We start from the raw sequence: 18,448 nt of genomic DNA, 5'->3' as shown, positions 1-18,448 counted from the left end.
GACCTCATAGCAATGCGCCACTGGCGCTGTTGGCCGCGCGTCCCTACATTTCACCGGATGGCAGCGACGGTTGCCCGCGACGGAGTCGCGGGCAACGCGCATCCACCGATACCGCCAGCCGACATGGCGGACCAATAACGAAAAACCAGGAGAAGACATGGCTTGCAATGCATTGAGGAGAAAGTCGGTCACGGCGCTGGCCGCGGCGCTGTGCGCACCGGCCCTGCTGCTGGCATCGCCCGGCGCAACCGCCCAGGAATACCCGTCCAAGCCGGTCAAGCTGGTGGTGGCTTTCACCGCTGGCGGCACGACCGATATCCTGGCCCGCGCGATTGGCCAGGCGTTAAGCGACCAGTTCAAGCAATCATTCATCGTCGAGAACAAGCCGGGTGCGGGCGGCAATATCGGTACCGAGTACGTGGTGCGTTCACCCGCCGACGGCTACACCGTGCTGGTCAATTCCGTCGGCCCGATCTCCATCAACCAGACGCTGTACAAGGGCCTGAAATACGATCCGCTGCAGGACCTGCATCCGGTGGTGCAGATTGCCGACGTGCCGAATGTGCTGGTGGTGCCTGCCTCGTTGCCAGTCAACAGCTTCACGGAATTCATGCGCTATGCGCGCGCCAATCCGGGCAAGGTCAGCTACAGCTCGACCGGCGTCGGCACGTCATCGCACCTGTCGGGCTTCATGCTTTTCAAGAATGCCGGCATCGACGCGCTGCATGTTCCATACAAGGGGGCCGACGCGCTCAATGACCTGCTGGCGGGACGTAACCAGGCCATGTTCGCCACGATCCCGTCGGTGATCTCGCATATCAAGGCGGGCAAGCTCAAGGCGATGGCGGTGTCGAGCCTGACGCGCTCGCGCTCCCTGCAGGATGTCCCGACCGTGGCCGAGAGCGGCTTCCCCGGCTTTTCGGCCGGTTCCTGGTTCGGCCTGTTCGTACCCAAGGGCACGCCGCGCGCCGTCATCGACAAGCTGAATCAGGGCGTCAACAAGGCGTTGCCCGGCCTGCAGGAACAAATGGTCCGCGAAGGCGCCGACCCGGTCGGCGGCACGCCGGAGCAGTTTGCCGCTTTCACGCGCAAGGAATACGAGAAGTGGAAGGTGGTCGTGCAGGAGTCTGGCGCAACGCAGGAGTAAGGCGCGGCGCCGCGGCTCTTTTGCTTGATGCATGCCTGTCTTGACCGGCCGGCCGGTCAAGACCCATCGCCGGCGCGGCAGAAGGACACGCATCAGTTGCCGGCGGCAGCGTGCCTCGCAGTCGACTCAGAATGCCTGCAACACCGTGCCCAGGTGCTGCACCTCGGGCGGTTCGGCAAAATAGGGGCCGGCAAGGCGCCGCCACTCCTGGAAGTCGGCGCTATTGCGGAAGTCAACCGTATGGTCCTCGACGGTCTGCCAGCCGACCACCAGGGTGTATCTGTCCGGATACTCCACCGACTGTTCAAGCTGCATCGAAACGCAGCCTTTGGCCCGTTGAAACAAGGGCGCCGCTGCCTGAACCGCCGCTTTGAAATTGGCGTCCTCGCCCGGCTTGACCCTGATCACTGCCCTCTCGAAAATCATTATCGTTCTCCATGTTGATGTTGACGCCGATACCGGCCCGCGAACAGGCCCGACTGCGCGTTCGCATCTTAAACGGTTCCGGCCTGTCGCGGATGGCTTGCAGAGAGGAGCATGGCATGCGGAGCGGCGCGCCAGCCGTGCCCGCCCCCGCTTGCGCAAGCGGGGCACTGCCTTGCCGATTGAAAGCTCACGCCAGCCGTGCCACCAGCGCCTTGCCGGTTGCCTTCGTCCCCATCCGCCCGCCGACATCTGCGGTCATCTCGCCGCAGGCAATCGCCTCCGCCGTCGCCCGCTCGATCGCCCGCGCCGCCGTGACAAACGCCTGGTTGCCGCTGCGCTGCCCGTGCCAGGCCAGCAGCATGGCGGCGGACAGCACCAGCGAGGACGGATTGGCGCAATCGCGCCCCGCGATGTCCGGCGCGGAGCCATGCGAAGCCTGCGCCACCGCAAAGCCGGACCCGGCGTTGAGCGACGCGCCCAGGCCCAGGCTGCCGGACAGTTCCGCGGTCAGGTCGGACAGGATGTCGCCGAACATATTGGTGGTCACGATCACATCGAAGCGCGCTGGCGCGCGCACCACATGGGCCATCATGGCATCGACGATGAAGTCATCGACCGTGACATCCGGGTAGCGCTTCGCGACGTCACGGCAGGCATCGATGAACATGCCATCGCCTATCTTCAGCACATTGGCCTTGTGCACGATGCTCACATGCTGTTTGCGGGTACGCGCCATCGCGAAGGCCGACTCGGCGATGCGTTCGCAGCACTGGCGGGTAATCCGGCGCAGCGAGATGGCCACGTCCTTCGTCACCAGCATCTCGCCATTGCCCTGTTCCATATTGCGGTCGGCATAGAAGCCTTCGGTGTTTTCCCGCACCACGACCAGGTCGAAGTCGCCCACCTTGTTGGGCAGGCCAGGATAGGTGCGTGCCGGCCGGATATTGGCATACAGGTCCAGTTCCTTGCGAAAGAACTTGGACGGATTGACCTCGCCCCTGGCTTCATCCTTCATCTCGTAAGTCGACATCGGCCCCAGCACCAGCCCATCGGCGCCGCGCACTTTCTCCAGCACGGCAGGCGTAACAGTGGCGCCATGAACGCGCAGGCTATCCAGGCCCGCGCTGTCATGAAGCAGTTCGAGGCCGAGCCCATGGGTACGGGAGACGGCCTGCAGCACGTCACTGGTAACGGCGCTGATTTCGGGGCCAATGCCGTCGCCGGGAAGAATAACGATTTTCATAGAGGTATAGAGGCGGACGAACCGACGTCCCTTGTGCCTTATCGATGGAATGAGTGGAGAGGAATGATATCGCGTGATTGGCGAATGACAAGACGCTTCGCGGCAAAGAGAACATTGCGTCTGTGTTTGTTATTGCCGTTGCCTTCGAAGTACGCGCAGCGACAGTAGCAGTTGCTTTTGACGTAGCAGTTGCTTTTGAAGTGGCAGTGAAGTCCCGTTGAGCGCGCCGTGTCAGCGGTGCCCGGAGCGGGAAAGGGTGCGGAGTCTGTCTGAGTGAAGCGAAGCGGAGCGAGTTTAGCCAAGCCCCGCTCGGGGTACCGCTGGCACGGGCACCCCGCGCAGCGGGGCGCGATCACCGGGTCGCCTTTTTTTGGTTACTTTTTTTGGCGAAGTGTATAGACCGGGGACATGGGTAACAACTGTGCCGGGACATAGGTAACACTTTGGCGTATTGCATATCAAGCCAAAGGATTCTCTAACCATGCCCTGGAAAGACGTTGACATGATGACCCTTCGACAAGAATTTACGGCGCTAGCGCAGCAGGATGGCGTGAACTTCAGTGCTCTATGCACGCGTTTTGGAATCAGTCGCAAGACAGGATACAAATGGCGTGAACGCAGCATGACGCAGGGCCCTGCTGGCCTGCAGGACTGTTCGCGCAGACCCTGCAATACGCCACTGCGTACCAGCCAGGAAAACGAAGAGCTGGTAGTGAAGATGCGTCTGAAACATCCCACCTGGGGCGGCCGCAAGGTTCGTCGCAGCTGCTCAATCAGGGTCACATCCAGGTGCCAACCCCCAGCACCATTACCCGGATTCTGCATCGACATGGCTTGATCTCAGAAAAGGCAAGCGCAAACAGCACCGCCTGGCAGCGTTTCGAGCATGCCCAACCCAATGACCTCTGGCAGATCGACTTCAAGGGCCATTTCCAGACCGGCCAAGCCACGTGTCATCCACTGACCGTGCTGGATGATCATTCACGCTACAACATCGTCCTGCAGGCCTGCCTGAACCCGGACACTGCCACTGTGCAGGCAGCTCTGGAAACTGCCTTTCGCCATCACGGCATGCCAGTACGGATCAACGCTGACAACGGTTCTCCATGGGGCAGTCCGTCGCAGCACGAACACGGCATCACCAAGCTCACCATCTGGTTGATTCAGCTGGGCATTCGCATCAGTCACAGTCGTCCGGCTCATCCACAGACCAATGGCAAGGACGAACGCTTCCATCGCACGCTCAAGGCAGAACTGTCTCATCAAAGAGCACGAATACAGCCAGCCACAAAAAAACTCTCTCCGTAAAGCCCCCGCACAGATCACCCAGCCACCTGGCTTTCAACCGCAAACAGAAAGCGCCGCTGCATCAACCCCACCACTCCATCCGCCGGCAACGGCCGCGAAACGAAATAACCCTGCACCTCCTCGCATGCCAGCTCCTGCACCGCCGCCAGCTGCCCCGCCGTTTCCACACCTTCCGCAACCACCCGCATCTGCAGGGCATGGGCCATCGACACAATCGCCCTGAACAGCGCGGCATCGCCAGCGCTCTTGCCTAGTTGGGCAGTAAAGGCGCGGTCGATCTTCAGGCCATCCATGTCCAGCCGCTTCAGTTGCGCCAGGCAGGAATAGCCGGTGCCGAAATCATCCACATAGAGCCGGATGCCCGCCTGCTGGATCGCTGCCAGCTGCAGCATCGCCGGACCATCTTCCGCCACCGTGGCCGACTCGGTGATTTCCACCTGCAGCAGGCGGGCGTCCAGGCCGTTTTCCTTGAGCGCGCCGGCAAGGATGGCGCCCAGGTCGCCGGCATCGAGCTGCTGCGCCGAGACATTGATGGAGACCGGCACCAGCGGCACCCCCTGGCGCTTCCAGCGCGCGAGCTGGGTGCAGGCCATGCGCACCACTTCCATGCCAAGCGGAACGATCAGGCCCGTCTTTTCCGCCAGCGGGATGAATTCATTCGGGGGCATCAGGCCCTGCACCGGGTGGTTCCAGCGCACCAGCGCTTCCATGCTGACGATCTCGCCGCTATCGCTGCGCACCCTGGGCTGATAATGCAGCAGCAGTTCGCCATTCTGGATCGCCAGCTTGAGCTCGGCTTCCCGGTTCAGGCGGGTGACCAGGCGCCGTTCCAGCTCGGGCTCGAAGAAGCGATAGCTGCCTTTCTTCGCGCCCTTGGCGGCATACATCGCGATGTCCGCCTGCTTGAGCAAGGCCTCGCCGTTGGACCCGTGTTGCGGAAAGATGCTCACGCCGACCGAGGCATGCACCACATGCTGCCGCTTCCCGCTGCTCAGCACGAATGGCTGCCACAGCGTATCGATCACCCGCTCGGCCACCGCCGCCACCTCTTCCCGCGTTTGGGCTGTCTGCACGATGATGGTGAACTCGTCGCCGCCGAGCCGCGCCACCCTGTCTTCCGGGCGTATCACTGCGCTGAGCCGCAGCGCGGCGGCCTTCAGCAATTCGTCGCCGGCCGCATGGCCCAGGGTGTCGTTGATGTTCTTGAAGTCGTCCAGGTCGACGAACATCACGGCCAGCATGCGGCCCGCCTCGCGGGCCTGTTCCACAGCGGCGGGCAGATAGCTGGTCAGCCAGTGGCGATTGGGCAGGGAAGTCAGCGCGTCGGCATTGGCCATCTGCTCCAGCGCTTCCTGGTGCAGCCGGCTTTCAGTGATATCGCGCAGCGTAACCGCCAGGCCGGCGCTGGAACGCACCAGGCGCCGCTGCAGCCATTGGGAGGACCTGCTTCCACGTGGCGGCACCTGTATTTCATCCTCGTACAAGCCAGCTGCCATCGCCTGCCGGCAGGCTGCCAGCATGTGGGTTTCAAACAGACTGGGCAGCATGGCCGACAGCGTCTTGCCGATCAGGACCTCGCGCGCCATGCCGCGGTACATCGCGCCGCGCTCGTTGCAGTCCTCGATCAGGAAATCGGCGATCTCGCGGTCCGGCCCATACAGCGGACGCAGCATGTAGAAGCCCTCCCGCGCATTCTCGGTCGCGATGCGGTAAGCCTCATGCACCTCCCGCACATGGTGTGCGCGCCACACCCGCAAGGCCGCATGGCGCACGCAGGCGGCGGCGATCAGCGCAAGCACCAGGGTGCCAATGCCGGCAATGAGCTGGATTTCGCGGTGGCGTGGCAGATACGCCTCCTGGAGTGCGCCTTCGGACAGGCCGACGATCGACACCAGCGGATAACCCTGCACCGTATCCCAGGCAACGATGCGCGGCTTGCCGTCGGTGTAGCGGGCAGCTTCGCGCACGGTGACGCCCACCCGCTCGGTAACGGGCGAGGCGTTGCGGAAGATCGGGTCATTCACCCGGAATCCGTTGCGCGACTTGGCCGCGACAAAGCTGCCGTCGGTATTGCGAATCGAGACGAAATCATCCTGGCCGAGCCTGGTATCGTCCACGAAGGACACCAGGAATTCCGGATCGACCGCAATCGCCAGCACGCCGGCGAAGCCGCCGTCGGCATCCTCGATGCGGCGCGAAAGAATCATCACATTGCGCTCGGAGACGATGCTCTTCATCGGATTCGAAATAACCAATGCCTTGCTGGGGCTGGCGGCATGCGTCGCGAAATAGGCGCGGCTGGCCACTCCCCGCCGGCTTTTCGGCTCCGCCAGCGTCGAAGTCAGCAGCATGCCGTTCTGGTCAAACACGCTGATGGAAATGCGCGCGGCGGCTGGCACCAGGCCGGCGTTGACCTGTTCTTCGAGATGCAGCGCACCGCCGTTCTTCCGCCATGAAAACAGCAGGCTTTGCATCAGGTAGTCGAGCTGACCAATGCTGCGGTCGATCTGATCGGCATAGGTGCGCGCCTGTGCCGACGCATTGGCGAAGGCGCGGTCGCGCAGGTCGCGCTGCTCGTAATGGATGGTCGAGGCTGCCCAGAACCACAGCCCGGCGATCAGCAGCGCGCAGGCGGCTGGCCAGGGAGCCAGGGAGGAAGCATGACCGCGGAGAAGACTGATCTTTTGCTGGAACGACGGAATCTGGGGTGTAGCTATCATGAAAACGCAGGGTTAAGCAGACAGGCGCTCAGAGTTTAACTTAGGTAAATCGATTAACGGACATAAATTCGACGCAGCATTTTATGTAAGGAAATTCCTGCGTTCGTTAGACAGCGCTTTATAATCGGGATCTTGCAAGGCAGGTTACTGGGCGGCTTCGACAATCTCCGGAACGATTGGCTTTTCCAGCGCACGCAAAGCCCAATTTTTTATCCAGCATTGCCATACCTTTTCCGATATTGGTCATGGGACGATTGGATCTTGCGAAAGGCCGGCCAGCCGGATTCGCCGCCATTATTAACTTCAACGACATTGCAGTGTGAATCCATGTCCGCCCAACATGGCGCGGCAAGCCCTACAATCTGCGCTGCGAAGAAGGCCGCAGCTGCCTTGTCCTGTTGTCATTACGGAACGCGGCTCGGCCCTGCCCATGGAAAATTAACTGGAGACAACATGCGTACACACAAAATTGCGGCGATCGGCGCCGACGGCATCGGTCCGGAAGTCATCGCTGCCGGGCTGGAAGTCCTGACGGCGCTGGCCAACAAGGACGGCGGCTTTCGGCTCGAGGTGGAACACTTCCCCTGGAGCTCGGCCTACTACCTGGAACACGGACACTACATCCCGGAAGGCGGCCTGGAAAGGCTGAAACAGTTCGACGCCATCTTCTTCGGCGCGGTCGGCAGCCAGCAGGTGCCGGACCATGTATCGCTGTGGGGCCTGCGCCTGCCGATTGCGCAGGGCTTCGACCAGTACGCCAATGTACGGCCGGCGCGCGTGCTGCCCGGCGTGAAAAGCCCGCTGACCAATGGCGAGGACATCGACTGGGTAATCATCCGCGAGAACTCCGAAGGCGAGTACTCGGGCAATGGCGGCCGCGCCCACCGCGGCCTGCCGATCGAGGTCGGCACCGAAGTGGCGGTGTTCACCCGTGCCGGCGTGGAACGCATCCATCGCTTCGCATTCGAGCTGGCGCGCAAGCGTCCGGCAAAGCACCTGACCCTGGTGACCAAGTCCAACGCGCAACGCTTCGGCATGGTGATGTGGGATGAAATCTTTTACGAAGTCGCCAGGGATTATCCCGATGTCAGGACCGACCGCGAACTGGTGGACGCGGTCACCACGCGCATGGTCTTAAAGCCCAAGTCGCTGGACGTGCTGGTGGCCACCAACCTGCATGCCGACATCCTGTCCGATCTGGCGGCCGCGCTGTCGGGCAGCCTGGGCATTGCGCCCACCGCCAACCTCAACCCGGAACGCCAGTTCCCATCGATGTTCGAGCCGATCCACGGCTCCGCCTTCGACATCACCGGCAAGGGCGTGGCCAATCCGATCGCCACTTTCTGGACCGCGTCCATGATGCTGGAGCACCTCGGCGAAACCGCCGCCGCGCAAACCCTGATGCGGGCGGTCGAAGCGGTTACGGCAAGCAAGGTGCATACGCCCGATCTGGGCGGCAAGGCCAACACGGCGGACGTGACCCGCGCCGTGTGCGACTACATCGGCAACGCCGCGCCGCAAGCCTGAGCCAAGCGCGCTGTCGGCCTTGCGCGGCGGGTTCGACCGCCTGCGCCGGGCGCCTGCCGTCATGCCCGCCCGCCGCCCGGCGAGCGGCCTTCCCCCTCCTCCCACACGCCGGCGGCGCGCCCGCGCGCCGGAAAAATTGCGCTCCTGTTGCGCCAGCCGGCATCAGGCCGGAAGCCGGCAGGAAACCTTGCTGCGTCTCCTTGTCCAAATCGGGTGCCGGCCAACGTGCTCCGGCCCTTGGCCTGCCCATGCAGGCATAAGACTTTTTCAATGGAGAAGCAGATGACCGGAAACGCCAATACCGATGACAAGGACCGGAAGGAAGAAAGGAAGAAGACCATTGCCGATTTCAAGCAGGCAGTGAACATGACGCCTGCGCAGCTTGAGAAATGGCTGGCCAGCGAGGATTCCAGGCGCGTGGGACAAAAGCATGGCGCCGGCGAATCGGTCGGCCACCAGTCGGGCCGGCGCATCATCGAGCTGCTGCACCGGCCGGCGGCGGAGCTGAGCGAGGACGACCTTGCACACATGCGCAAGGTCGTCGGCTACGTCCACCGCCATCTGGCGCAGGGTCCGAGCAAGAGCGACCCTGCCACCAGCGACTGGCGCTATTCCCTGATGAACTGGGGCCACGATCCGCAGAAAGACTGAAAGCGGAATTGAGGGCGGCACGGCTGCGCCGTGCCTGCCGGCCGGCGGATGAGACAGGCAGAGCAGAATCGGCGGCGATGCGCCAAGGCATCGCCGTGGGCTTTCCGGCCATGCCCACGCGCTCGCGCCCCATCCTTACGAAATGAACTTCACCTGCGCATTGATCCGCTCCAAGGTGGGCTTTTTCTTTTCGTTGAAGCGCGCCTTGTTCTGCTCGATCAGGTTGTTGCCCCTGGTGTCGATGGAAATGATCAGCGGTCCGAATTCATTGACCTTGTTGATCCACAGGGTTTCCGGCATGCCGAGGTCTTTCCATTCGGCGCCTTCGATCTTTTCCACCTTGGTGGCGGCCAGCACCGCGCAGCCGCCGGGGAAGATCGCATGCACGGCCTTGTTCTCGACGCAGCCGGCGGCGGTTTCCGCGCCCATGCCGCCCTTGCCCACCACCAGCTTCACGCCGGTCTGCCTGATGAATTCCTTCTCGAACTTTTCCATGCGCATGCTGGTGGTCGGGCCGATCGACACCATTTCATAATCGCCGTCTTCCTTCTGCCGCACGATGGGGCCGGCATGGAAGATCGCGCCGCCCTCCAGATCGACCGGCAGCTCGCGTCCCAGCTCGATCAGGCGGCGGTGCGCCACGTCGCGGCAGGTCACCAGTTGCCCGGTCAGGTAGACCACGTCGCCCACGTTGAGGTCTTCCAGGTCTTCATCCCTGATCGGGGTAGTCAGTATTTTTTTCACGGCGTTCACAGCGACACTCCCTGGTGCGAAATGATGTCATAGCTCAGATCGGCATTGATCCTGATGCGGCCGCGGCGATGCGCCCAGCAGCCGGTGGAAACCGCCACGCCTATCGTCGACGGATGGCGGGCGGACGATTCGATGTTTACGCCCATCACGCTGGCATTGCCGGTCAGGCCCTGCGGCCCAAGGCCGACTTCATTCAGGCCCTCCTCCAGCAGTTCTTCCATCTTCGCCGCGTTCTCGTTCGGGTGGCGCGAATCGACCGGCCGCAGGATGGCTTTCTTCGACAGCCGGGCCGCGGTCTCGGCCGAGGTCGACACGCCCACGCCCACCAGCAGCGGCGGACAGGCATTGACGCCGCGCGAGGTGATCACATCGAACACGAACTCGGCCACGCCTTCATAGCCTTCGCCCGGCATCAGCACCTTGGCCGCGCCCGGCAGGGTGCAGCCGCCGCCGGCCATGTAGACGTCGATGGTCACGCTGTCTTCATTGGGCGTGATCTCCCAGTCCAGCCAGGGAATCTTGGAACCGGTGTTGGTGCCGGTGTTCTTCTCGGTGAAGGTCTCCACCGCGTTGTGGCGCAGCGGACCCTTGCGGGTGGCTTCCAGCGTGGCTTCGCGCAGGATGTCTTCCAGTTCGCCCAGCAGCGGAAACTTCGCGCCGGCATTGATGAAATACTGGATCACGCCGGTATCCTGGCAGCTCGGCCGGTCCAGCCGGTCGGCCGCTTCCTGGTTTTCCTTCATCGACTGGTACACCGCCTTGGCCAGCGGGTTCGTTTCCTTGCCGCGCAGGTCGGCCAGCTTGTGCTGCACATCGGTAGGCAGCCGCTTGCCGATATAGGAAGTAAACTTCGCCATCACGTCGGTCAGCGATCTGATCGCTGCTTCCCTTGCCGCATCCTTGTCTTCAATGACTATCATGGTGTCCTTGTTCAATCGATTTTGACGTTGCCGTTCCTGACCAGCCCTGCAAACTTCTCGGTTTCCTCCGCGATCTGCCTGGCCATCTCCTGCTGTGTGTTGCCGACCGGCTCGGCGCCGATGTCAGCCATCTGTTTCTGGAATTCGGGGGTATGAATGATCTTGACGATTTCCCGGTTGAGCTTCTCGGTCACGTCCCTGGGCGTGGCCGCTGGCGCCAGCAGGCCGAACCAGGTGCCGATATCCAGGCCGGCGATGCCCGCCTCCTGCATGGTCGGCACGTCCGGCAGGGCCGATGAACGCTTCGCGGTGGTAACGGCCAGCGGCTTCAGCTTGCCCTGCCTGATGAATGGCAGCACCGGGGTGACAGTGTCGAAGGACATGTCTACCTGGCCGCCCAGCATGTCGGTAGTCAGCGGCGCGCTGCCCTTGTAGGGCACGTGCAGGATATTGGTGCCGCTGATCATCTGGAACTGGGTGCCGATCAGGTGCTGGGCCGTGCCATTGCCGTTGGAGCCGTAGCTCAGCTTGCCGGGCGCGGACTTGGCGTCGGCGACCAGGTCGGCCACGGTCTTGTAGGGCCTGGTGCTGCTCACTACCAGCACGTTGGGCACCAGCGCCACCGTGGTGATCGGCGCGAAGTCCTTCTGAAAGTTGTAGGAAAGCTTCTTGTACACGCTGGTGGCGATGGTGTGATGCACCGCGCCCATCAGCAGGGTATGGCCGTCCGGCGCAGCCTTGGCCACCATCGCCGCGCCCAGCGTGGCGCCGGCGCCGGGACGGTTGTCAACGATCACGCTCTGGTTGATCACGGGGCCAAGCTTGGTGGCAATCGCGCGCGCCAGCACGTCGGTCGTGCCGCCCGCGGGGAACGGCACCACGATGGTGACCGGCTTGGCAGGCCATCCCTGCGCGGCGCACAGGCTTGCCGCGCCAAGCAGGCAGACGGGCAGCATTGCCCTGATCAAACGGTTCAACGGTAGTGAATGCTTCAAGGTCGTCTCCTGTGCATGTGATGAGGCTGTCAGGGAGGCGATTCTAAGTTGACTGTAAATTAAATCTCACCTATAAAGTAAAACCGTCATTTACCTGAAGTTAATTATGCCCAAGGCGATCAATCCCGCCGATTTCAGCTTCTTTTCCACGCTGGTGTCATGCGGCAGCCTGGCGTCCGCCGCCCGCGAACTGGGCATCACCACGGCGGCCGTGAGCAAGCGGCTGGCGCTGATGGAATCGCGGCTGAGCCTGAACCTGGTCAACCGCACCACCCGGCGCATGAGCTTGACGCCCGAAGGCGAGGCCTATCTGGAAGGCGCGCGCCGCATCCTGGGCGAGATCGATGACCTGGAAGACTTCCTGTGGGGCGCCAAGCAGACGCCCAAGGGGCTGCTGCGGGTCAATGCCACGCTGGGCTTTGGCCGCAGCTATGTCGCGCCGCTGGCGCGCAGCTTCGTGCAGCAGTACAGCGACGTCGACGTGCAGCTGCACCTGACGGTCGCGCCGCCGCCTTTGTCCGACGATAGTTACGATGTCTGCGTGCGTTTCGGGCCGCCGCCCGACACCCGCGCCGTGGCCCGCCTGCTCGCCCGGAACCGCCGCATCCTGTGCGCCTCGCCCGGCTACCTGAAGCGCCATGGCGAGCCGAAAACGCCGCAGGAACTCTGCAAGCACAACTGCATCGGCATCCGTCAGGGCGATGAATACGGCGTCTGGCGCTTTACCCATGCGAAGCAGAAGGGCAAGGCCGCCGCCGAGGCCGGCGAGGAGAACGTGCGCATCCGCGGCAATCTCACTACCAACGACGGCGGCGTGGCGGTCAGCTGGGCATTGGCCGGCAACGGCATCCTGCTGCGCGCGGAATGGGATGTGAAGGACTACATCGAGAAAGGCAGGCTGGTGCGGCTGCTGCCCGGCTACGATACGCCCGATGCCGACATCTACGCGGTCTATCCGCAGCAGCACCGCTCGACCACCCGCGTGAAAGCCTTCGTCGACTACCTCGCCGCCTCGTTCGACAAGGCGCCGGGCGGGTAGGCGCGACCCCCGGGCTTGCCCGGCTTGTCAGTCCCTGCATACGCCAGCCGCCAACCCGAATACTGAACGGGCCTCAGCCGACAGCCGCATCCTGGCTGCCGAGCGCGCGCCGTGCAGCGTGATAGCGGCCTTCCAGTGCCTGCCTGTCCTCGTCAAGCTGCATCGCTTCCCTGGCGCCCCTGGCGATCATGTCGGCATGCCTGGAAAGCGCCACCCGGTCGGCCGGACGGCGCGTGAACGCGGCAATTACGGTGATGGTCTCCAGCAGGCGCAGGGTGACATCCGTGTTGGTCCTTGCATACTGGCGCAACTGGTGAAATGCGGCGTCGGCCAGCGCCGGAAAAGTGGGCGCGGTGGCAACGACGCGCAGCGCCCCGCGGTCGTCGTGGCGCAGGGCATCGGGCATGGCGCGCCGCGCCAGGCGGCACAGGGCCGAGCCGATGCGGTCCACGCAGGAAATCGCGGTGAAGGGATCGTTGACGCCCGGCGACAGGGCGCGCGTGCCTATCTCGACCAGCTGCAGTATGGCGAATTCGACATCCTGCGCCGCGGTGCGCTGGTTGCCCAGTACGAATGCCGCCAGCAGGCGCTCGCGCGCCTTCTGGTCGACACGCTCCGGCGGCCAGACCGACAGCAGTGGCGTGCCGCCCACGATATAGTGGCCAGGCTGCCGCTCCATCCTGAGCACCGTATCGCTCTCCGTAGCAAAGGCCATCAGCAGCTGGTGGTCGACGATCTGCAGATAGCCGTCGCCGGCAGCCAGGATTTCGCATCCTGGCTGCTCCATGGCCCGCATCGCCTGCGCCGGATCGGTTTCTTCGTGCTGCCGGGGTCCATCGCATCCTTCGCCGATCTGCTCGGGAAACAGCTTTTCCATGGTCTGGTCGAGTTCAGCCCCCACCCGGGCAATCACTTCCTCGGCCTGGATCGACACCGAAACATGATGAATGAAATAGATCAGTACCGACAGGCTTGCAATGGCGAATGCCACGCCCAGCGTCACTGCCAGGTGCGGCACGAAGGCGCCCTCTTCCGGCCGGCGTATGGTGCGCAGGACCAGCATGCAATACAGAAAAGTCGAGATGAAGGTGCCGAGCACCAGCTGGTTGCTAGTGTCGCGCATGAAGTTGCGCAACAGGCGCGGACCGAACTGCGAGGAAGCCAGGGACAGCGCCACCAGCGTCAGCGAAAATACCACCCCGGCGATGGTGATCATGGATCCGGCAATGGTTTGCAGCACGGCGCTCGCGCCCTCGGCGCCGCCGCCATAGACCCATGAGGCGCTGTTGAGCCATTTGTCGTCAAGCCTGTGGTCCAGCATCACGGCAAGCAGCGCAAGCGCCACCGCGGCAGCCGCCATCAGCGAAGGCAGGAACCAGAAGCTGGCCCGGACGTGCTCCCAGTACTTGAGCAGCTTGGCCCTCATGGCGATTCCGGCCGTGATGCACCCGGTTTGCTGACGACTGGTGGTGTACTTGGCATGCGGCCTCCCGGCGGTGAAGAAATAGGCGCCGGCAGCGGGCCGCAGCCCGCGGACGAGCCGGCCTCTGATCACACGGATGCTAGCAGTCCCGGGGCAGACAATGGTTGTGGGAAATCGTATGGCAGCGTTTCCATGCCGCTGGAAAGTGGCTCCCCACGCTGCCGGCCTATTTTTTCCCCAGTTCGCTGACCAGGCCTTTCATCTCGGCGATTTCCTTGCGCTGGGTTTCAATGATCCCGTCGGCCAGCTTGCGAACCCGCGGATCGTTGATGTGGGCCCGCGAACTGGTCAATATCGCGATCGAGTGATGCGGGATCATCGCTTTCATGTAGGACACCTCGTCGACCGTCGCCTGGCTGCGCACCAGCCAGAGCGAAATGCAGAAAACCGCGACGCTGCCGATGAAGATGGCGATGTTGGCGCTGCGGTTGGTGTACATGCCCAGCATGAAGGCAAGCATGATGAAGGCCATGGCGGCGCCCATCATCAGGGCCATCCAGGCCCGCGTCTCGCTGAAGAAGACATGGTCGGCTTCAAAGGTATTGAGATACATCATTCCGAACATGACGACGGTCGAGGTCAGAATCATGATTGCGAACCGCGCATAGCTGTTCATCGATATTCCTTCTGGCTAAGGTGGATGGAAGCTTTCCAAAGGCCGGCTTGCAATGGGCATGGCGGGCAAGCCTGATGCGCCGCACAGGCCGCGCGTGACGACCGCTGGGAATGCGTCCCGGCTGCCCGGGTTCGCCGCCGGTGTTACCGTTGAGATGAATCGACAAGGCGATGGTTCTTGGCAAAACGCATCGCAGGTGTATTTGCACAAACTATATTGAACCCGGCATGGCGAGCGCCGGTCAAAAGTATCGAGACTGGCGCGCGCGTTCCCGCCGCCGCTCCTTTCATCGAAGGCATCGCATGACTAATACTCATCGTCCCGAAGTGGTTGTCATCACGGGCGCCAGCGCGGGCATCGGCCGTGCCACGGCGCGTGAATTCGCCAGGCATGGTGCTTCCATTGCGCTGCTGGCGCGCGATGCCGACCGGCTGGAGGCTGCCTGCGAGGAAGCCCGCGCGCTGGGCGCCCGCGCCATCGCCATCCCTACCGACGTGGCTGACCCCGGGCAGGTGGAAGCTGCGGCCGCACAGGCCGAGACGGCGCTGGGCCCGATCGATATCTGGGTCAACAATGCGATGGCGACCATCTTCGCCCCATTGACAAAGATCACGCCCGAGGATTACCGCCGCGTGACCGATGTGACGTACCACGGCTATGTATGGGGCACGATGGCGGCCCTGAAGCGCATGCGGCCGCGCAGGCAGGGGACCATTGTCCAGGTTGGCTCGGCGCTTGCCTACCGCTCGATCCCGCTGCAATCGGCCTATTGCGGCGCCAAGCATGCGGTCAAGGGCTTCACCGAGTCGCTGCGCACAGAGCTCTTGCATGAGGGAAGCGACATCCACCTGACGATCCTGGAAATGCCGGGTGTGAACACGCCGCAGTTCGACTGGTGCAAGACCACGCTGCTGCGTCATCCCAAGCCGATGGGGCCGTATTACCAGCCGGAAGTGGCGGCCCGGGCCATTTACTGGGCTGCCCATGCCCGGCGTCCCGAGCTGTATGTCGGCGCGCCGTCGGCCATGACCATACTGGCGGAAAAATGCGCGCCGCGGCTTCTGGACCGCTATCTCGCGCGCACCGGCTTCAAGGGCCAGCATACCGATGAACCGATCTCCCGCGACCGGCCATCCAACCTGTGGCAGCCGGTCCCCGGGCCCTACGCGGCGCGGGGCAGGTACAGCGCCGGCGCGCATACCGGAAGCCTGCAGCTCTGGGCCAGCATGCACCGCGCCTGGTTCCTTGCCGGCGGCGCGGCACTCGGCCTGCTGTATGGCGCGCGCCTGCTTGCAGGCAAGCGTCCGGCCGCAGGCCCGGCATGCGGCGTTCGCCGCTTGCTGGCAGGCAGGAAAGACTGAGGGCGCGCAGCCTGGCGGGTGCTGCCGCAAGGCTAGCGCAGGCACGATCGACCTCAACCTTCAACAGCTGTGAGCAGCGCGAGAACTCAGTGCTGCAGCCTGTCCCCGGCTCCCTGGACACCCTCCAGCGCAGAACCCGAGCCAAGCTTCTCGGCAGAAATGATCGACAGGCTGCCATCCGTTTCCAGGATGACGGCAGCGACCTGATCCAGGCTGCCCATCCCCTTCTGCCGCACCGCGGTTCGGATTTCATCGCTGGTGATGCGCACCTTCCGCATGGCATCGTCGAGCATGCGGCCATTGCGCAGAAGCAGGGTGGGCGCGGTCTTGATGATGGTATTGATTGCACCGAACCTGACTGAAAGCCAGGTAATGACGAACTGCAGCAGCACCAGGAGGGCAATGGCGAAAAGGCCCTCGGCAAGGGCAATGTCGCTGGTGATGAGTATCGACGACAGCGTCGAGCCAAACGCAACCGTCACTACCAGGTCGAATGAATTGAGCTTCGACAGCGTACGGTTCCCGCTCAGCCGCATCATCACGATGCAGCCGATGTAAGCCAGCGTGCCGACCAGGAAGACCCGCCACAGATCATGCATGCTGTCGAAGAACATCGTTTTCCTTATTCAGGTCAGGGCCGTCCTGTTTCCACCGGCCCCAGGACGGTGAAGGAGGGCAGCCCGAAGTCATCGGCATCATTCCTGCATGGAACGCCGAGCATGGCACTTGCGGCGCCTTACAATCGCGCTTTGCCGCATTCCGTTGGCGGCTATTCTTCCATGGCCAGCGCGACGCGCGCCCTGCGCAGGCCGCGCGCCCATGATCGCGATCAACCGCAAGCAACTAGCTTCGGGCAAATCCAAATGTTCAAATCCACTTTGGCGGCAAGCCATGATCCGTTTGCCGCAACGTTTTTGACAGGGAGCCCGATCCATGTTCCTGGCCCGGATGGCGGTCCGGGCAGGCATTTTTCAGCCCCGCCATCTGCCGGATGGGCAGGGACGCATCGGCGCCTGCCGCTCGGCAGGCTTGGCAGCCGCGATATTGGCCTCGCTCAAAAAGCATGCAGCCGCGCTATCGATAATGGGAAGGGCCAGGTTTCCTTGCCAGCATCCCGCGGCAAGCAACGCGCTGATTCCGATGGACCACTTTGCATACACAGGAGGTCGCCATGAGAAAGTCGATCAAGGCCGTCGTGCTCGGCAGCGCCTTTGCCCTGCTGTACACCCTGACCGCATCGCCATCGCTGGCTGCGACGGTGACCTTTCAAAATCTGGACGAGGGCTTCCTTCCCGGGGTCGACCGGTCCGAGAGCCAGATGAATTATGCGATCGCCAGGAACTTCGTTCTCTCTGCCAGCGCCGGCAATCCGCCCAGCGCGCTGGTGGGCTATCCTGCGGCGCAAGGCCCGGTGCCGGGCGCGCCCAATGCGCCTACGGTCTTTTCCACCTTCACGGGCCGCGACTTCACCTTCGACGGCTATGACATCGCGGCATTGGGCGCGGCCGCGCAGGGCGATGCCTGGCTGTTCCGCGGCCTGTTGGGCAATGCGCTGCAGTTTTCCTTCCTCGATACCGCGCCGCAAGACTTTGCGACCCGCACAACCGGCATAGGCACACCGATCGACAGGCTGGAAGTCTGGGTGCAGCCCGGCACATCGGTCGCGTTCGCAGCCGACAACTTCCGTTTCACGCTGGAAGGCGAGTCGGCGCAGGTGCCGGAGCCGGCCGCCCTGCCCCTGCTTGGCCTCGGCCTGGGCCTGCTTGTCGTGGCGCGCCTGCGCAGGCGCGGCGTGGCGCTGTAATGCCGGCGGCGTTGGCCCGGCCGCAACGGGTGTCAGCGCTGTGAATTGCGTACGAGCAGGCGGACCTCTCCGTCGATTGCAAGCTTCAGCGCCTCATGGCCGAATGGCGCGTCCAGAAAGACGCTGTTGTTGTTGTCGGAAGAAACGCAGAGCTGTATCTTCCATGGCCTGCCGGCGCCATCCAGCAATATCTTGACGGTGCGGGTCGACCGCGACGGATGCCATTCAACCTTTCCAAGAAAATAGGTGCGCCAGCTGCCGCCATGCGGCGCCTCGGCGACCAGGCCGAAGTCGCGGGTCAGGCATTGGTGAAGGTCGTCGAGCGTGGAATACGTTGCCGCCATGGGCCACCTGTCAAAAAGGGAATTGCATGCTGGTCACAACAGGTTCTGCGCCATGACATACCGGCCATCTCCCCTGTCAAGGAATGTAGCCATCAAGTCTGGCATGATTTT

General features: G+C 63.2%; 18 protein-coding genes and 1 pseudogene. 9 read left to right on the top strand and 10 right to left on the bottom strand.

The window, feature by feature from the left end; all coding sequences use genetic code 11:
- The first annotated feature begins 157 nt into the window (after nucleotides 1-157).
- Entirely contained in the window at nucleotides 158-1,147 is a 990-nt protein-coding gene (locus tag ABC383_RS20970) for a Bug family tripartite tricarboxylate transporter substrate binding protein (RefSeq protein ID WP_413016872.1), read from the top strand.
- 126 nt (nucleotides 1,148-1,273) lie between these two features.
- Here ABC383_RS20970 and ABC383_RS20965 read toward each other — a convergent pair whose 3' ends face one another.
- Nucleotides 1,274-1,573, bottom strand: coding sequence for an antibiotic biosynthesis monooxygenase family protein (locus ABC383_RS20965; protein WP_413016870.1), 300 nt, complete (start codon nucleotides 1,571-1,573; stop codon nucleotides 1,274-1,276).
- A 187-nt stretch (nucleotides 1,574-1,760) separates the two neighbouring features.
- On the bottom strand, nucleotides 1,761-2,816 hold the full coding sequence (locus ABC383_RS20960) for an isocitrate/isopropylmalate dehydrogenase family protein (RefSeq protein WP_413016868.1): 1,056 nt from the start codon (nucleotides 2,814-2,816) through the stop codon (nucleotides 1,761-1,763).
- Nucleotides 2,817-2,893: 77 nt separating this feature from the next.
- Between ABC383_RS20960 and ABC383_RS20955 the strand changes: the two genes are divergently transcribed.
- A complete protein-coding gene (locus ABC383_RS20955) occupies nucleotides 2,894-3,037 on the top strand; it encodes a hypothetical protein (RefSeq protein ID WP_413016866.1) in 144 nt (47 codons plus the stop codon).
- A gap of 260 nt (nucleotides 3,038-3,297) precedes the next feature.
- Nucleotides 3,298-4,073 (top strand): annotated as a pseudogene (locus ABC383_RS20950) (IS481 family transposase); the annotation flags it as partial.
- Between the two features lie 65 nt (nucleotides 4,074-4,138).
- On the opposite strand, the gene ABC383_RS20945 reads toward ABC383_RS20950, so the two are convergent.
- Nucleotides 4,139-6,844, bottom strand: a complete 2,706-nt coding sequence (locus ABC383_RS20945; RefSeq protein ID WP_413016864.1) for a bifunctional diguanylate cyclase/phosphodiesterase — start codon at nucleotides 6,842-6,844, stop codon at nucleotides 4,139-4,141.
- A gap of 453 nt (nucleotides 6,845-7,297) precedes the next feature.
- On the opposite strand from ABC383_RS20945, the gene ABC383_RS20940 reads away from it, so the two are divergent.
- Both ABC383_RS20940 and ABC383_RS20935 read left to right on the top strand, forming a co-directional pair.
- Nucleotides 7,298-8,371 (top strand): tartrate dehydrogenase, encoded by a 1,074-nt coding sequence (locus ABC383_RS20940; RefSeq protein ID WP_413016862.1) that lies wholly within the window; start codon nucleotides 7,298-7,300, stop codon nucleotides 8,369-8,371.
- A gap of 339 nt (nucleotides 8,372-8,710) precedes the next feature.
- Entirely contained in the window at nucleotides 8,711-9,022 is a 312-nt protein-coding gene (locus tag ABC383_RS20935; protein ID WP_413017386.1) for a DUF3140 domain-containing protein, read from the top strand.
- Between the two features lie 135 nt (nucleotides 9,023-9,157).
- Here the strand turns inward: ABC383_RS20935 and ttdB are convergent, their stop codons facing one another.
- The 3 genes from ttdB to ABC383_RS20920 are packed head-to-tail and all read right to left on the bottom strand — an operon-like array spanning nucleotide 9,158 to nucleotide 11,651.
- Nucleotides 9,158-9,766 (bottom strand): L(+)-tartrate dehydratase subunit beta, encoded by a 609-nt coding sequence (gene ttdB / locus ABC383_RS20930; protein WP_413016860.1) that lies wholly within the window; start codon nucleotides 9,764-9,766, stop codon nucleotides 9,158-9,160.
- 5 nt (nucleotides 9,767-9,771) lie between these two features.
- Nucleotides 9,772-10,695, bottom strand: a complete 924-nt coding sequence (ttdA, locus tag ABC383_RS20925; RefSeq protein WP_413016859.1) for a L(+)-tartrate dehydratase subunit alpha — start codon at nucleotides 10,693-10,695, stop codon at nucleotides 9,772-9,774.
- 11 nt (nucleotides 10,696-10,706) lie between these two features.
- Complete coding sequence (locus ABC383_RS20920; RefSeq protein ID WP_413017384.1) at nucleotides 10,707-11,651, bottom strand: tripartite tricarboxylate transporter substrate binding protein; 945 nt, start codon at nucleotides 11,649-11,651, stop codon at nucleotides 10,707-10,709.
- 145 nt (nucleotides 11,652-11,796) lie between these two features.
- On the opposite strand from ABC383_RS20920, the gene ABC383_RS20915 reads away from it, so the two are divergent.
- Nucleotides 11,797-12,729 carry a LysR family transcriptional regulator gene (locus tag ABC383_RS20915; RefSeq protein ID WP_413016857.1) on the top strand — a complete coding sequence of 311 codons (933 nt, stop codon included), beginning with the start codon at nucleotides 11,797-11,799 and terminating at the stop codon, nucleotides 12,727-12,729.
- Between the two features lie 73 nt (nucleotides 12,730-12,802).
- Here the strand turns inward: ABC383_RS20915 and ABC383_RS20910 are convergent, their stop codons facing one another.
- Nucleotides 12,803-14,155: a DUF2254 domain-containing protein gene (locus tag ABC383_RS20910; protein WP_413016855.1), complete on the bottom strand. Its 1,353-nt coding sequence runs from the start codon at nucleotides 14,153-14,155 to the stop codon at nucleotides 12,803-12,805.
- 223 nt (nucleotides 14,156-14,378) lie between these two features.
- Nucleotides 14,379-14,828 carry a DUF305 domain-containing protein gene (locus tag ABC383_RS20905; RefSeq protein WP_413016853.1) on the bottom strand — a complete coding sequence of 150 codons (450 nt, stop codon included), beginning with the start codon at nucleotides 14,826-14,828 and terminating at the stop codon, nucleotides 14,379-14,381.
- A gap of 177 nt (nucleotides 14,829-15,005) precedes the next feature.
- Between ABC383_RS20905 and ABC383_RS20900 the strand changes: the two genes are divergently transcribed.
- Both ABC383_RS20900 and ABC383_RS20895 read left to right on the top strand, forming a co-directional pair.
- Nucleotides 15,006-15,134, top strand: coding sequence for a hypothetical protein (locus ABC383_RS20900; protein ID WP_413016851.1), 129 nt, complete (start codon nucleotides 15,006-15,008; stop codon nucleotides 15,132-15,134).
- Nucleotides 15,131-16,189, top strand: a complete 1,059-nt coding sequence (locus tag ABC383_RS20895; protein ID WP_413016849.1) for an SDR family oxidoreductase — start codon at nucleotides 15,131-15,133, stop codon at nucleotides 16,187-16,189. The genes ABC383_RS20900 and ABC383_RS20895 overlap by 4 nt, the downstream gene beginning before the upstream one ends.
- Nucleotides 16,190-16,275: 86 nt before the next feature.
- On the opposite strand, the gene ABC383_RS20890 is transcribed toward ABC383_RS20895, so the two are convergent.
- Nucleotides 16,276-16,803 (bottom strand): DUF421 domain-containing protein, encoded by a 528-nt coding sequence (locus ABC383_RS20890; protein WP_413016847.1) that lies wholly within the window; start codon nucleotides 16,801-16,803, stop codon nucleotides 16,276-16,278.
- A gap of 557 nt (nucleotides 16,804-17,360) precedes the next feature.
- Between ABC383_RS20890 and ABC383_RS20885 the strand changes: the two genes are divergently transcribed.
- The gene (locus ABC383_RS20885; protein ID WP_413016845.1) at nucleotides 17,361-17,993 is read left to right on the top strand and encodes a PEP-CTERM sorting domain-containing protein; all 633 of its coding nucleotides are present in this window, start codon (nucleotides 17,361-17,363) and stop codon (nucleotides 17,991-17,993) included.
- Nucleotides 17,994-18,025: 32 nt separating this feature from the next.
- Here ABC383_RS20885 and ABC383_RS20880 read toward each other — a convergent pair whose 3' ends face one another.
- Nucleotides 18,026-18,337 (bottom strand): hypothetical protein, encoded by a 312-nt coding sequence (locus ABC383_RS20880; protein ID WP_413016843.1) that lies wholly within the window; start codon nucleotides 18,335-18,337, stop codon nucleotides 18,026-18,028.
- Nucleotides 18,338-18,448 lie beyond the last annotated feature (111 nt).

The organism is Noviherbaspirillum phoenicis, from assembly GCF_047237965.1.
GTDB lineage: Bacteria > Pseudomonadota > Gammaproteobacteria > Burkholderiales > Burkholderiaceae_D > Noviherbaspirillum_A.
This window is presented reverse-complemented; position numbering and strand designations above follow the sequence as displayed.